10 protein-coding genes are annotated in these 14,508 nt (G+C 45.4%); 6 read left to right on the top strand and 4 right to left on the bottom strand.

Going from position 1 to position 14,508, the window contains the following annotated elements; genetic code table 11:
- The first annotated feature begins 32 nt into the window (after positions 1–32).
- From ODOSP_RS12450 to ODOSP_RS12440, 3 genes are all read left to right on the top strand, one after another.
- Positions 33–3,851, top strand: a complete 3,819-nt coding sequence (locus tag ODOSP_RS12450) for a cobaltochelatase subunit CobN (protein WP_013612654.1) — start codon at positions 33–35, stop codon at positions 3,849–3,851.
- 98 nt (positions 3,852–3,949) lie between these two features.
- The gene (locus ODOSP_RS12445; RefSeq protein WP_013612653.1) at positions 3,950–4,555 is read left to right on the top strand and encodes a flavodoxin domain-containing protein; all 606 of its coding nucleotides are present in this window, start codon (positions 3,950–3,952) and stop codon (positions 4,553–4,555) included.
- Between the two features lie 208 nt (positions 4,556–4,763).
- On the top strand, positions 4,764–5,711 hold the full coding sequence (locus ODOSP_RS12440) for an Abi family protein (protein ID WP_013612652.1): 948 nt from the start codon (positions 4,764–4,766) through the stop codon (positions 5,709–5,711).
- A gap of 195 nt (positions 5,712–5,906) precedes the next feature.
- Here the strand turns inward: ODOSP_RS12440 and cobC are convergent, their stop codons facing one another.
- The 4 genes from cobC to cobU all read right to left on the bottom strand — a co-directional run bounded on the left by cobC (position 5,907) and on the right by cobU (position 8,812).
- A complete protein-coding gene (gene cobC, locus ODOSP_RS12435) occupies positions 5,907–6,434 on the bottom strand; it encodes an alpha-ribazole phosphatase (protein ID WP_013612651.1) in 528 nt (175 codons plus the stop codon).
- A complete protein-coding gene (cobS, locus tag ODOSP_RS12430) occupies positions 6,431–7,177 on the bottom strand; it encodes an adenosylcobinamide-GDP ribazoletransferase (protein WP_013612650.1) in 747 nt (248 codons plus the stop codon). Before cobS ends, cobC begins: the two co-directional genes overlap by 4 nt.
- 9 nt (positions 7,178–7,186) lie before the next feature.
- Positions 7,187–8,224, bottom strand: a complete 1,038-nt coding sequence (cobT, locus tag ODOSP_RS12425) for a nicotinate-nucleotide--dimethylbenzimidazole phosphoribosyltransferase (RefSeq protein ID WP_013612649.1) — start codon at positions 8,222–8,224, stop codon at positions 7,187–7,189.
- Positions 8,225–8,296: 72 nt separating this feature from the next.
- The gene (gene cobU, locus ODOSP_RS12420; protein WP_013612648.1) at positions 8,297–8,812 is read right to left on the bottom strand and encodes a bifunctional adenosylcobinamide kinase/adenosylcobinamide-phosphate guanylyltransferase; all 516 of its coding nucleotides are present in this window, start codon (positions 8,810–8,812) and stop codon (positions 8,297–8,299) included.
- Positions 8,813–9,016: 204 nt separating this feature from the next.
- On the opposite strand from cobU, the gene ODOSP_RS12415 reads away from it, so the two are divergent.
- From ODOSP_RS12415 to ODOSP_RS12405, 3 genes are all read left to right on the top strand, one after another.
- Positions 9,017–9,559 (top strand): RNA polymerase sigma-70 factor, encoded by a 543-nt coding sequence (locus tag ODOSP_RS12415; RefSeq protein WP_041557396.1) that lies wholly within the window; start codon positions 9,017–9,019, stop codon positions 9,557–9,559.
- Positions 9,560–9,681: 122 nt separating this feature from the next.
- Positions 9,682–10,935 carry a FecR family protein gene (locus ODOSP_RS18895; RefSeq protein WP_013612646.1) on the top strand — a complete coding sequence of 418 codons (1,254 nt, stop codon included), beginning with the start codon at positions 9,682–9,684 and terminating at the stop codon, positions 10,933–10,935.
- A gap of 35 nt (positions 10,936–10,970) precedes the next feature.
- Positions 10,971–14,507 carry a SusC/RagA family TonB-linked outer membrane protein gene (locus ODOSP_RS12405; RefSeq protein WP_013612645.1) on the top strand — a complete coding sequence of 1,179 codons (3,537 nt, stop codon included), beginning with the start codon at positions 10,971–10,973 and terminating at the stop codon, positions 14,505–14,507.
- The last annotated feature ends 1 nt before the right edge of the window (position 14,508 follow it).

Raw genomic sequence — 14,508 nt, 5'->3', positions numbered from 1 at the left:
ATTTGTTGCTGATGGCGGATATATAATGGGGTATGAAAGGGATTAAGTATTATTTTGTTATTTTGTCACTTTGTTTTGGGCTATCTTTGACAGCCCAAAACAAAGTCAGTTTTCTTATCGATGACGGTTTTTGGGTCGGCGTAAACCGGAGCATGCATTTACTGGCGAAAATGCATCCGGAGGTAGCGGAGAAATGTCAGTTCAAGGTATTTATCTATTCCAACTATCACGAAAGTGATATGGATTTTTTTGAAAATTCCGATCTGATATTCGTCGCTTTGCATAATAATGGGTTGGTTTTTAAAGCTAAACCTCAGCTGTTGTCTGCTTTGAAACGCGGAGCGAAGGTTTATGCGCTTAATTTATCCCATGAATACGATGCCGAATTGCAGGAATGGGGGATCTGTTTCGATCCCTGGACATTGGCCGCTTTTAAAAGCGGAGGAGAAAACAATATCATGAATATCGTTCTGAAAAAACTGAATAAAGATTTACATTTCGATTGTGAATATCAGGATATTGAAGAAACTCCCCTTTCCGGAATATATAACTATAGAAATAAAAAATTACATACCTATATCGGTTCTTATTTAGCCGAGAGAACCGATATCGACACCCAGGCTCCCTGGATCGGATTGATTATTGGGAGAAGCGATCTGACCAAATCGCAGTATTTGTATATCGATGTATTTATCCGGAATATCGAAGAGAAAGGTTTTAATGTATTACCCGTGTTCACCTCTCAAAAACCGGGACATCACGAAGAACAGGTGATCGAACGGTTTTTTATTTCCTGTGATAGTCTTCCCCGCGTGAGTGCCGTCTTGAATCTGGGATGTTGGTATAATACAAGGCCTGAGCAGGAAAGGGTGGTGCTGGAAAAATTAGGAGTGCCGGTGATCAATGGGATTATACTGAGTACGAATCAAAAAGATTGGGAAAAATCTTTAGTCGGAATAGATATTTACAATCGGTCGAATTTGGTGGCTATACCCGAATTAGCCGGTTATATCGAACCTTCTGTTGCTGTCGTATTCGACGATTTCGATCATAATATCCGGATTAAGAATATGATCGGTTATCAGATGGAAACGCTGCTCGGGCGTATAAAGAATATCCGTAACCTGCAGACAAAGCCTAATCATGAAAAGAAAGTGGCCCTGATTTACTACAGCTATCCTCCCGGAAAAGAAAACATAGGGGCCAGCTACCTGAATGTACTTCCCCGAAGTATTTTATCTATCCTACAGAGAATGCGGCAGGAGGGGTATGATACCGGCGGGCAGCCGATCGACAGTGCTGCTATTTTTAACCGGGTGATGGACTATGGAAGGAATATCGGTTCCTGGGCTCCTGCAGAGGTGGATAAATTGGTGCGTAAAGGAGATCCTGTATTGGTACCGATGGAAGTGTACAAAGAATGGTACGATAAGTTATCGTTGAAGATTAGGACGGAAATGGAGAACAAATGGGGAAAACCCGAAGAGTCTGAACTGATGGTTTGGAAAGATTCTTCCGGGAAATCTTATTTTGTGATCCCGGTGGTGAAATACGGAAATATCATACTGACACCTCAACCTCCCCGGGGATGGGAAGACAATGCGAAGAGTTTATATCACGATCCTCTGGTTCCTCCCCCTCATCAGTATCTGGCTTATTATCTTTTTTTGAAGTATGGCTTTCACGCGGATGCACTGGTGCATATCGGTACTCACGGCACGCATGAGTGGTTGCCCGGAAAAGAAGCCGGACTCGGTCCCGATGATTATCCCGAAGCGCTGATCATGGATGTACCTAATATTTATCCGTATATTGTGGATAATGTGGGTGAAGGCCTGCAGGCGAAAAGAAGGGGACAGGCCGTGATTATCGACCACATGACTCCTCCTTTCGATAAGGCTTCTTTAAATCCGGAATTGCGGGATTTGAAAAGTGGCATATCTAAATACTATGATCAAAAAAGCAAAAGCCCGATCTCGTCGATGGCGCAATTCAGGGATCTGGTTCTTCGGATAAAAACACTCGGACTGGATAAGGATTTGAAGCTGGATACCATAACGGATCAGAATCTGGAAGATATCGACGATTATCTGAAAGAGATAGAAGAAAATAAAACCCCTTTCGGCTTGCACACTTTCGGTGTATCCCCTGATGAGGCTTATACGAAAGCGACAACGGAAGCTATTGTATCAATGCAAAAGGATTTGATGGGAAAAGATTTGGAACTTTTCAGGGAGCAGGTACAAAAGAATATCGCAAAATCGGGGAAAGAAGAATTGGATGCTTTTATCCGGGCTTTGAATGGAAAGTATGTCCGGGCAGGAACAGGAAACGACCCGATCCGGAATCCGGGTGCTCTGCCTACAGGTAAAAACTTTTTTGCTTTCGATCCGAGACTGATTCCTTCCAGAATGACTTGTCGGTTGGGAGAGCAATTGGCAGAGGAGCTGATAGAACAGTATAAGGCCGAACACAACGGGGAGTGTCCTCCTAAAGTGACCATAAATTTGTGGGCGGTGGAGTGTATCCGGAATGAAGGTACGATGGAAGCCCAGGCTTTAAGCTTACTTGGTGTGAGACCTGTTTATAATGCTTCCAATCAGGTTGTCGGTCTGGAATTGATTCCGCAGCATGAGTTGAAACGTCCGAGAGTAGATGTCGTTTTTGCTCCATCGGGATTATACAGGGATATTTTTCCCGAATTGATGGCTCTGCTGGACAAGGCAGTCAGCCTGGCCAGAAGTGCCGATGAAAAAGATAATTTTGTCCGGGAACATATCCTTGAATCTGAAGATAAGTTGAAACAACTGGGGGTTCAGGAAGATTCGCTGGCCCGGCGCATCGCTTCGGTACGTTTGTTTACGACCCCTTCGGGTGCTTATGGTACCGGGGTTAGTGGGACGGTGCAGGCTTCGGGAACCTGGGAGGATGAAAAGGACGTGGCGGAAGTTTATTTTGACAAGATGAGTCATTTGTATGGCCAGGGATTTTGGGGAACGAAAGTAGAGGACGAATATACCTATTTACCGAAAGGTTTTTCGAAAACTGTATTTAAAAATGCTTTGTCGGGCACCAGGGTGGCTTTGCACAGCAGGACTTCGAATCTGTATGCTTTGCTGGATAATGACGATATGTTTCAGTACCTCGGTGCTACCGGTTTGGCCGTTCGGACGATCGACGGGAAATCACCGGTGGTCATGCTGACGAATCTGGTCGATCCTTCGGCTCCGGGACAAGAGACACTCGAGAAATTTCTGGGACGTGAACTGAAGACCCGTTATCTGAATCCCAAATGGGTGGATGCGATGGTGGACGAGGGATATGCCGGTGCCCGTTTTATCAATAAAATGGTTTTTAATCTTTGGGGCTGGGAGGCCACATTACCGGAATCGGTTAGCGATAACGACTGGAATCAAATCTATGATACTTATGTCATGGATAAATATCGACTGGATATAAAAGAACGGTTTAAGAAGAGCGGCAATTTATATGCCTATCAGTCGATACTTGCCCGTCTGCTCGAGACGGTCAGGAAAGGATATTGGAAAGCGGATAAAAAGAGGGTGGATCAGATGTTACTTCAGTTTAATGAAACCATACGGGAAGCCGGATTAGCCTGTAATCTGAATATTTGCAACAATGAAAAACTGATGCAGTTTATTTCTGACCGGATCAATGATATGCCTTCGCTGACCACAGAGGAAAAATCCCGCTATAAATCGGCCTTGGATGATCTGAGACACAAAGCTAAAACAGAGGATGCCGATTCGACTACTGACGGAGGTAATGACAAAATTTATGAACTTCAGATTCAAGACGATAAATGGTTATTTAAACAAAAACAAAAATAAAGCGCAGAGAAAATTTTTTTAACAAAAACAAACCGTCCCATTCCTTTGCCGTATATAGGTTAGATATCATATAGGTTTGACATTAAATTATGCGATCCATGAAAGAGGAAAATCAACCAGGGAATTATCAGCTGAAAGCTGATCTGGAAGGGAATTATTTGATAGATAAAGATCATAAGGCTACAAAACGATTAGGAATATTTTATGCACCTTCGGGAGGCAGCGTTCATAAAGTGGCCCGTCTGATCAAACAAAAACTGGTAGATCTGCAACCGGATCTCTTTGTTATTTCTGATGTCACTCCACTGCGATTACTGGATTATCACAATCTGATCCTGGTCTGTTCGACTTTAGGCCGGAATACCTGGGAAATGGAACAAAAAGATCCCTGGTCGTCATTTTTACCCAAAATGCTCCGGATTCGTTTGGAAGGTCGAAAGGTTGCTATCGTCGGGTTGGGGGATCATGTCAGTTATCCGAATAATTTTGTAGACGGAATGGGCATATTGGGCCAGACGATCGGGGAAATCGGCGGACAACTGATCGGAGAAACAGAGACCCGCGATTATATCTTTAACGATTCGCGTGCTTTACAGGAAGGTAAATTTATCGGTTTGCCGCTGGATGAGGATTATGAGGCTGATAAAACAGAAGATAGGGTAGATAATTGGTTGGAAAGGATCCGGCCTGAATTGAAAAAATAGGGGCGGCCTGCCAGGTAGAACAGAAGAAGGTGGCTGAAAAGTCATCCTGGAGAAATAAATGGAAGTATATCAAAAATGAAATTTGACTTAGTTTGTTGTTTTTGCCTTTACCTTTGCTATTTCAAATAAAAGTATTACCTTTGCAATTGATATGACCTCCCACGCTTCCCGTTGAACAGCGCACCCGGGGAGGTCTTCGAGTTTTTATATGGTAGTTTCAATAGAATTGACTGATAAAATTGATTATACAAAGAAGCCGTTGACTCTCGCCGAGCAAGTCGCACGGCTAAAACAACGGGGGCTTGTTTTTGATGATGAAAGCGAGGCAACTGCTTATCTTTTCAATATCAGCTACTATCGGCTTCGTGCATACACTTATCCGTTCCAAGAGAACGGCGAAGATTCCGAACACACCTTCACTCGCAAAGATATTCACTTCAAGGACATCATTGACCTTTATTGTTTCGACCGCAGACTGCGTTCACTTATTTTCAATACTATTGAGAAGATAGAAGTGGCAGTGCGCACAAAAATTGTACAGGTATATGCCGAAAGCACAGGCGATAGCCATTGGTTCAATGATGAAAGTTTATATCGTTTCGGCTATGATGATTTGATGGATCGTATTGATGCTGATGTAAATCGCAGCAATGAAGATTTCATCAAGCATTACAACTCCAAATACGACAATCCTTCGATGCCGCCGAGTTGGATGGCACTCGAAGTTGTGTCGTTTGCCACATTGAGCCGTTTGTTCCAATCCTTAAGGTTAGACAGTCGTAAAGAGTACATTACCGAACAATTCGGTTTGAAGAAAGTGGCAATCTTGGAAAATTGGCTACACTCCATTTCCAATCTCCGTAACTGTTGCGCTCACCACAGCCGAGTGTGGAATCGTCGTTTTATGGTCAGTGTAATCCTGCCATACAATACTCTTTATCCCTTTATGGATAGAACTACAATCGGACAAATACGCACAAACAAATTATTTGCCGTGCTGTCTTGTATCGCGTATATACTTGATATTATCAGTCCAGGTAGCGACTTCAAAAAGAATATCAAAGAGTTGCTCAAATCCGATTGCCGTTTGCTCGACCTCAAAGATATGGGATTCCCTAAGTATTGGCAATCTCTCCCCATTTGGCGGGAAAAATAGCAAACTTTGTGTTTATACAAAGTGATCAACAGATAGTTAACCTCAGTGTCCCGGTAATCCTTGATTCGTCAAGTTATCGGGTTTGTTATTTTAATTGTTAGAATATTTTATTCGACAATATTTTGAGTGGTAAAGAAGTTATGATACAGGAAGTGGATGAAGCGTATCTGAATTCATTACTGGAATAATACAGTTTCAGAATTCCAACACATTTTTGCTGCCATAGTCCACCTCTATACTGAATGATTCTTCGATCGGGCAAATGCCTGCGTAGACCATAGCGCAGGCGATGACTCCCCGGTGGGTGAAAATACAGGCATCGGTATGGCCGGAATGGCGGAGTTCATCCAGAAATTGAGCGACACGGCGGCACTGATTTTCATAGCTTTCCCCTCCTCCTGCCGGGAGATGAATCCAGTCCTTATACCAAAGTTCAAGACGGGGGTCGGTGAGATCGTCCCATTTCTTCATTTCCCACTCCCCGAAGTTAAGTTCTTTTAAACGGTCGTCGAGGATCGGTTCATGAAAGCCACAAAAGGCAGCTAGCTTCCGGCAGCGGGAGAGCGGGCTGCTATACACGATATCGAACTGTTCGTTGGAAATGTTTTCTTTGACCCGGCTGGCTTCGGTTTCGAAAGAAGGGGCGACACCGACATCGCTCCAGCCGTAACAAATTCCGGTTTCGACGGCTACACGGGTATGGCGGATCAGGGTTATCTTCATAGGGAATAAGTATAAACGATAGTGGCACCGATATAAAAAAACTGTTCGGCTAAAAGTACGCTGGCCCCGCAACAATCTCCGGTATATCCTCCGATTTTACGGTTGAAATACCAACGCAAGCCGGTAAGGATAAGGAGGGTGGGGATTAAAGCTAAGAAAGGAGTCGCCATCAGCCAAAGGGCGGCGAGGCAGGGCAGGGCTACCAGGACAAATTCGCAGAGACGGATTTTGCGGTAGAGTACTTTTACTTTGCTCTCTTCTTCCGTACGGGCATAGGGTAATGTATTGATCATAAAGGCGGTACAAAGTTTGGAAAGTACATCCGCTCCGATAATGACACCGGGAAGGGCCAGCGAATAAAACGAACTCAACAAAGATACATACAAGATGAAATACAGAATCAGGCCGATCGTACCGTAACTACCGATATGGGAGTCCTTCATGATTCGCAGGATGCCGGCTTTGTCATGTCCTCCGCCGAAACCGTCGAAAAAATCAGCCAGTCCGTCTTCATGTAAAGCTCCGGTCAGGAGCAGACGGGCAATGACCGCAATGACGCAAGCCGGCAACAAAGGCATGACCCAAGAGGCAAGATAAAGCGTCCCCCAGGTTGTCGCTCCGGTTAAAAAACCTACGATTGGCCAGTATAACAGGATTTCTGCATACTGCTTTTTATCTACCCGGACGATTCGCCATAACGGAAGCCGGGTAAATAATATGATTGCCGCAAACAGAGATTTCATACGGATATCTTAAAAATATTTCGTAACGGCTGCCTGTTTGAAACTGCTCATTTCGTTGATCATACGGATGGCGGATTCTATAATCGGATAAGCGCAAATGGCTCCCGTTCCTTCTCCCAAACGTAATCCCAAATTCAATAATGGCTTGGCGTGTAAAGCTTCTAGCACTGATTTATGTCCGGCTTCATCGCCCTGATGTCCGAATACACAATATTCCAATACCTCCGGATGCAGTTTACTGGCTGCCAGTATGCAGTTAGTCATGATAAAACCGTCGATGATGATCGTCATGCCTAACTCTGCAGCCTGTAGCATACCTCCTGCTGCCGCCACCATTTCAAAGCCTCCGAACCAACGCAGGATATCTTCTGCCGTACCGTTTCCCTGATAATTGTCTGTGGCCCGTTTCAGTACCTGATATTTATGTTCGATACCCTGGTTGTCCAGTCCGCTTCCGGCACCGACGCATTCTTTTAACGGAATTCCGGTGAAAAAATACATCCAGACCGATGAGGCCGAAGTATTGGCCATGCCCAATTCGCCGAAACTGATGATGTTGGTTCCTTCCTGATAAGCCAATTGTACCATTTCTGCCCCGATTTCGATGGCGCGTTCCATCTCTTCGGGCGTCATGGCAGGTCCGTAAAGGTAATTATCGGTACTCTTCCTGATTTTCCGGTGAATAAGTCCGGGCAGATCCCCGAAATCGGCATTCACTCCGCAATCTACCACTTTCAGTATGAAATGATGCTGGCGTGCAAACATATTGATTCCGCCGCCGCCTTTCAGGAAATTGTATATCTGTTGTGCCGTTACTTCCGGGGCAGAAAAGCTGACTCCTTCGACAACCACACCATGGTCGGCTGCAAACACAATATTTTGAGGAGTTCTCAAAACAGGAGAGAGGCTTTGTTGGATGGTACCGATCCGGACTGCCAATTCTTCCAACCGTCCTAACGAACCTTTCGGTTTTGTCAAATTATCGATTTTATCCTGAAGTGCCGGTACGATCTTTTTATCCGGCGTTTTGATATTGAAAGTTCTCATATCGTATCCTATTATTTTTTATCCTTATTACCTTTCACTTTTTTTACCTCCCTGCCTTTAGCTTTATAGCCTTTAGCCTTTTACCTTTACTCCTATTCCCGAGACCATCAGCACCACCTCGTCGGCTTTCTCTGCGATGTATTGGTTTACCCAGCCCTGCATATCGGTAAACCGGCGTTGGATGGTGTTTTCGGCAACTCCACCCATACCGATTTCATTGGTCACAAAGATAAAAGTCGCTTCCTGGGCTGTAAATCGGTCGAACTCTTCTTTTAGTTCTTGTAAAGCCAGGTCGACATTCGAATCCTGATCGAAAAAGAAATTAGTACCCCACAAGGTAACACAATCGATCACGATTACCCGTCCTTGCAAGTGATGTTTACTCAGGGCTTTTTCTTCCTCGATATTTGTCCATTGAGGTCCCCGGTCACGTTGATGCCGTTCGATACGTTTACGGTATTCTTCATCCCATACCCGCGAAGTAGCCATATAAACAGGACAGTCGGATAGTTCCAACGCTAAACGCTGTGCATAACCACTTTTACCGGAACGTTGCCCTCCGGTGACTAAAATAATTCTTCTTGTCATTCCTCAGAATTTGAATTCGTAAAGATATAAAACAAAGAAAATCAAAATTCATAAATTCTTATTTTTTTCGTAACTTGCACAAAAGTTGTTCATGATATTTATCTGATTGGAAATGAAATAAATATACGGAATTTATCCGGCGTGAACAACTTTTTTATGCGTTTATGCCAGATGTATAACGGGTTAATTTCGTATATTTGTAGCATGTACGAAAAAAATCCCGAAGAAGAAACGTTCAAGACTTTCTTCTTGAAATACCATGATGTGTTGGTTTTATATGCCGCAAGTATTCTGAAAAATGTTGATGCGGCAGAGGATGTCGTGTTGGGTTGTTTCGTACAGGCTTGGGAAAGCTCTCTTTATAAAAAACTTTCTGATGGGTTGGATAAATACATGTTTCATGTGGTCAAGAATGCTGCTTTAAACGAGCTGAGAGACTGTAAACGCAGGAAAACCCGCCATGAAAAAATGATGGAAGGAATGCCCGTGGCAGAAATCATGCATGAAGATGAGCAAACTGAAATAGATGTTTTGTACTTCGCGATAAACCAGCTTCCTCCGGAGCGTCGCCGTATTTTTATGATGGTGTATGCCGAAGGGAAAAAATATAAGGAGGTTGCCGAGCATTTGCAAATCAGTATTAATACTGTCCGAACCCAGTTGTCGCGTTCGTTGAAGTTTCTGCGGGAGAAACTGGAGGGACACATGTTTACCATATTATTGCTTTATTTCAGAAAATCGGAATAATCAGGGTGGTGTCGCAGGAATTGGCGATACAAATGGGATTGTTGTAATTTTTTTAGTTAAAAATGGGATTTCCTGTCACATGATTTGATGGGTGGTGGTGTTATTTGTATAAAACCAGGAGTATGGAAGACGAAATATTAAAAATTATGGCGGCTGAAATAGCGGGGGAGAACGTGACGAAAGAGGAGAGGGAGAAGATGAACAGGTGGTGGGAAGAGAAAAGAGGGAATGAGAGAACGTATAAGATGTTGATGGGTGAGTTGGGTGAGGTCGTGAGGTTGGTGAGACAGCAAGGAGGGTTGGATAGGGAGAAGGCCTACGAGAGGTTGGAGAGCGATATCCGGAAGAAAATGACGGTACGGAAGGGTAAGATACGGCGGATGAGGTGGTGGTCGTTTGGGGCGAGTGTGGCAGGGGTGTTGTTGATATTGGGTGTCGGGATAATGTTATGGATGAAGCCGGAAGAGAATGGAGTCTGGGAGGGCGAAAAAACGGTGGAACCGGGAATCGGGCAAGTGGTGTTGACGCTGGGAGATGGTGAAAGCATGCCGTTGAAGCGGGATACGAACAGGTTGATTTTTGGGGGTACGATGTTGCAGGTTAGGAATGAACGGGGAACATTGGTATACTCGAAAATCAAAAGCAAGGAGGCTTCGGAGAAGATTGTCTACAATACGTTGACGGTTCCTGTGCGTGAGAGGTTTCAGCTTGTTTTGGCGGATGGGACAAAGGTGTTCTTGAACTCCGGTTCGGAAATGCGTTATCCGGAGAGGTTCGGGAAAGCCAGAAGGGAAGTTTTCTTAAAAGGAGAGGCATGGTTTGAGGTGGCGAAAGATAGCGCCCGTGAGTTTTGGGTACATGCAGGAGCGATGGATGTGAAGGTGTTGGGGACTTCTTTTAACGTGAAGGCTTACGAGAGGTTGGAAACGGTGGCGACGACGCTCGTCGAGGGGAGTGTGGAGGTGGCATGTGCCGGCAAGAGTTTTCAGATTGTGCCGGGAGAGCAGTTTGTATATGACAAGAATAATCGGGTGATGGATGTGAGGATGGTGGATACAGAATCGTATGTTTCGTGGAAAGACGGGTATTACAAATTCCGGCAAACGACATTGGAAGAGATTATGGAGACGTTGTCTGTCTGGTATGGATTGAACGTGTTCTACGTGAATGAAAGTGCGAAACAGGTAGAGTTCACTGGAAAAGTGAAACGGTATGAGGATGCCCGTATGTTGCTGGATAAATTCGAGCAGACCGGAGATGTAGTATTTGATATAAAAGGGAATAATGTTTTTATAACAATAAAGCAAAAAAAGCCGTTCGCACGGGAGTGGAACAGCTTTTTAGTTAAAGCACGCGGCATGGTGTGGCAATCTTGACCGACGTGCAAGGTAAAATTCTAATGTACAAAAGTATGAAAAAAAAGTCAAATCAGACAAGAGCCGGAGGGCGAATTCTTGTCCCTAAGTGGATGATGAAGATGAAAGTCGTTTTTATTTTATTGGTTTGTAGCTTGGTGCAGGTGCAGGCAGCAGTGAGCGCTCGCCAATCGAAAGTTTCAGTAGAGCTGAAAAACGTGACATTGGAGAAGGTTTTTCAGGAATTGGAAAGGCAAACGGGTTATAGTTTTCTCTATAATCACAGGGAAGTGGTGACTTGGAAGAACGTGAGTATCAGTGCAGAGAATCAAGGATTAGAGGCGGTGCTCAAAGACTTGTTGCCTCGCTTGGGAATGTCGTTTTCTTTTGACGATAATTTGGTAATTATAAAGGCAACCTCGTACCAGGAACCCGAGAAGAAGTTTGTTCGGGTGAAAGGCTTCGTATATGATGCGGCCAAACAGCCTTTGCCGGGGGTAACGGTAAGGGTTGTCGGCACTACTATTGGTACGGCTACAAATGAGAAAGGTTGGTTCGCATGGGATTTGCCTTTGTTGAAAGGGACGTTGGAATTTTCATCTGTCGGTTTTAAGAAACGGCGGGTGGAATTTTCTGAAAAGACGGCGAGAGATACGTTGCATATTACCTTGACGGAAGATGTATCCGATTTGGACGAAGTGGTTGTCCGGGCTTACGGTACGCAGAATAAGCGGGAGATGGTGAGTGCAATCTCGACCGTGACGGCAGAAGAGATGAAGGAGTTGCCGGCGGCGAGTATCGCAGATATGTTGCAGGGAAGATTGGCGGGTGTGAATATCGTGCAGCAGTCGGGAGCGCCGGGTAGTGCTGCGGTGATTGCGGTGCGGGGGTTCAACTCTCTGTTGGTGGACGGTGCGAGTGACGGTCAGCCGTTGTGGGTGGTGGATGGAGTGCCGATGTACTCGTTTGTCTCACCGGTGACCGGAACGAATACGCTGGCTGACCTGGACCCGAGCATGATTGAATCGGTACAGGTGTTGAAAGATGCGGCGGCGGCATCCATTTACGGTAGCCGTGCGGGCAATGGGGTGATTCTTGTTACAACGAAGAAGGGAAAGGTCGGTGAGGCCAAGTTTTCGGCAAATGCTTCCTATTCGATATCGCAATTGATGGAATATCCCGAGCAGACGGGCGGACGCATGGAGAGATGGTTGGAACTTAAATTCCGGAGGAATATCAAGAATAATTATTACGATTGGGCGACAGGGAAGTATCACGTCCCTACTTCGTACGAGGATGTGTATAACAATGGAAACGGTATCTACGACCAGTTTTGGGGGAATGGTTACTGGGGTTCGCCGAGCCTGATACATTCATTGCAGGATAGTCTGGACCCTTATTACAACAATAGTACGAACTGGTGGAAGTATGCTTTTCGCAGGAGCAAGGTGGTCAATGCAAATGTGCAGGCTGTAGGAGGTACGGAGCGTTTCCGTTATATGGTGGGACTCGGATATTATGACGAGCAGGGAATCATGATTAACAGCGGATACAAACGGGCAAACCTGATATCGAACCTGACAGCACAATTCACACCGAAATTGCGGATGGATACGCGTGTGTATCTCTCTTATGTGGACCGGACAATGAATCGCTCCTCATCATCGGGCTCCTCCAAGCATACCCGCTACGAGGGGTTGTCTGTGAATCCGTCGCAGCAGCTTACCGTCTTGCCTGCCACGAAGGAACTGGAGGCAGAGTGGAAAAAGTCTGTCCTGGGAATCAAGGATCGCACGGACGATTATCGAGCAATGGTGACGGCTTTTCTTGAGTATGAGCTTCTCAAGGGATTGACCTTCTCGGCATCAGGGAATATCGACTACTCTCAGTCGAACCTGAACAAGTATACTCCCGGTGTGTTTGACGAGTATCATCACGAAAGCAAGTCGGAAGGAAACATCGGCCGGCAGGTGATGCTTTCTTCGGAGGAGTTGTTGCATTATAACACGAGCGTGAACGATGTGCATAATATTGATGTACTTTTGGGTATCAACACAAACAAGGAACAGGCATTTTCGATGTACGGTTATGGGTTGCGGGGAGTGAGCGATGATGTGTACTATTATAACCCGCAGAAGGTGCCGCCGGTGGTGAATCACGGAACACCGGAGTTCCCGGAATATGCAGCAACGCGCTATTACTCTTCGGATTTTACCGAGAAACGGATGGTGAGTTATTTCGGCCGTCTGGGATATAATTACAAACAGCGTTATTTGCTGGAGTTTACATTCCGTCGTGACGGTAGTTCTACGTTCGGTGAGGGAAACCGTTGGGCGAATTTCCCGTCGGTGGCTGTAGGCTGGTCGTTTTCGGAGGAACCATTCATCAAACGCTTTACCGGAAGCTGGCTGAATTGGGGTAAGATTCGCGGTAGTTATGGAAAATCCGGACAGACATTCACGAGCGCTTACCTGGCCCACGGGTTGATGAATATAATGGACAGGAACTTCTTCGGGAAGACGGGGGTGACGACTGACAAACCTGTGTCGCCTTATCTTACCTGGGAGAAGACAAATCAGTATGACCTGGGTTTGGATATGGATATGTTCAATTATCGTTTGAATATGAAATTGGATTACTATTACAAATATACCAGTTCGCTGATTTATGATATTCCGATTCCGGGCAGTTTGTATACGTTCGGTGCGCAGGTGGAAAATGCGATGGAAATTTCCAACGAGGGGCTTGAGCTGGAGTTGCAGGCAGATATCTTGCGGGAGAGTGCTGTGAGCTGGCGGATGAAATTCAATATGGCAAGAAACTGGAACCGTTTTGAAAAGTCGTATTCGGGGAAAGATGTAGTGGACGGTGACGGGACGCTACTGGTAGTCGGCAGACCTTTGAACGGTTTGTACGTGTGGGCACACCGGGGGTACTACAACTCGGATGCCGAGGTACCTCGCTTGTACAAGATTGACGGACAGGAGATATACTTCAACGGTGTGGCGACAGATGGAATCAGCGGCGCTGTCGGTAATTATCGTCTGCTTGACTTGGATGGCGACGGGAATCCGGATTCATATTATGCGGGTTCGCCGCTTCCTTTGGCTCATGGAGGATGGGTGAACGAATTGATGTGGAAGAATTTCGACCTGAACGTACTGGTGAATTTCACAATCGGGAGAAAAATGATTAACAACCGGATGGGGCTGGGGTTCAGCACACAGTCGGAGAATGGCCATTTGACGAAGTTGTTCGATTACCGCAAGTTGAGACCATGGGACGGGGTGAACAAGAATCCGAATGCTCCGGCATGGGGAAACTCCCTCAGTATGAATACGGACTCGGCTATCGAGAAGGTGCACCACCTTGCCTTGAAGCAAATAACCTTGGGATATAATCTTCCGGACAGGATATCCAAGAAGGCAGGGTTCTCGGGAGTACGTTTCTTCCTGACAGCAGAAAACCTGTTCTATTTGAGCAACTACTCGGGCGGAAATCCGGAAGTGGTGAATATTTACACGGGACGTGATAATGGCGATACTTATCCATTACCCAGAAAGTATACGTTGGGATTAACTCTTAATTTTTAAC

The organism is Odoribacter splanchnicus DSM 20712, from assembly GCF_000190535.1.
Taxonomy (GTDB): Bacteria; Bacteroidota; Bacteroidia; order Bacteroidales; family Marinifilaceae; genus Odoribacter; species Odoribacter splanchnicus.
Note: the sequence above shows the minus strand (reverse complement) of the source record. Positions and strands in the feature narration are given on the sequence as shown.

Bases quoted from the DNA above. Each gene is read 5' to 3' on its own strand.
- ODOSP_RS12445 (WP_013612653.1), top strand. From the start codon at position 3,950: ATGAAAGAGGAAAATCAACCAGGGAATTATCAGCTGAAAGCTGATCTG.
- cobT (WP_013612649.1), bottom strand. From the start codon at position 8,224: ATGAGAACTTTCAATATCAAAACGCCGGATAAAAAGATCGTACCGGCA.
- ODOSP_RS12415 (WP_041557396.1), top strand. From the start codon at position 9,017: ATGTACGAAAAAAATCCCGAAGAAGAAACGTTCAAGACTTTCTTCTTG.
- ODOSP_RS18895 (WP_013612646.1), top strand. From the start codon at position 9,682: ATGGAAGACGAAATATTAAAAATTATGGCGGCTGAAATAGCGGGGGAG.
- ODOSP_RS12440 (WP_013612652.1), top strand. From the start codon at position 4,764: ATGGTAGTTTCAATAGAATTGACTGATAAAATTGATTATACAAAGAAG.
- ODOSP_RS12405 (WP_013612645.1), top strand. From the start codon at position 10,971: ATGAAAAAAAAGTCAAATCAGACAAGAGCCGGAGGGCGAATTCTTGTC.
- cobC (WP_013612651.1), bottom strand. From the start codon at position 6,434: ATGAAGATAACCCTGATCCGCCATACCCGTGTAGCCGTCGAAACCGGA.
- ODOSP_RS12450 (WP_013612654.1), top strand. From the start codon at position 33: ATGAAAGGGATTAAGTATTATTTTGTTATTTTGTCACTTTGTTTTGGG.
- cobS (WP_013612650.1), bottom strand. From the start codon at position 7,177: ATGAAATCTCTGTTTGCGGCAATCATATTATTTACCCGGCTTCCGTTA.
- cobU (WP_013612648.1), bottom strand. From the start codon at position 8,812: ATGACAAGAAGAATTATTTTAGTCACCGGAGGGCAACGTTCCGGTAAA.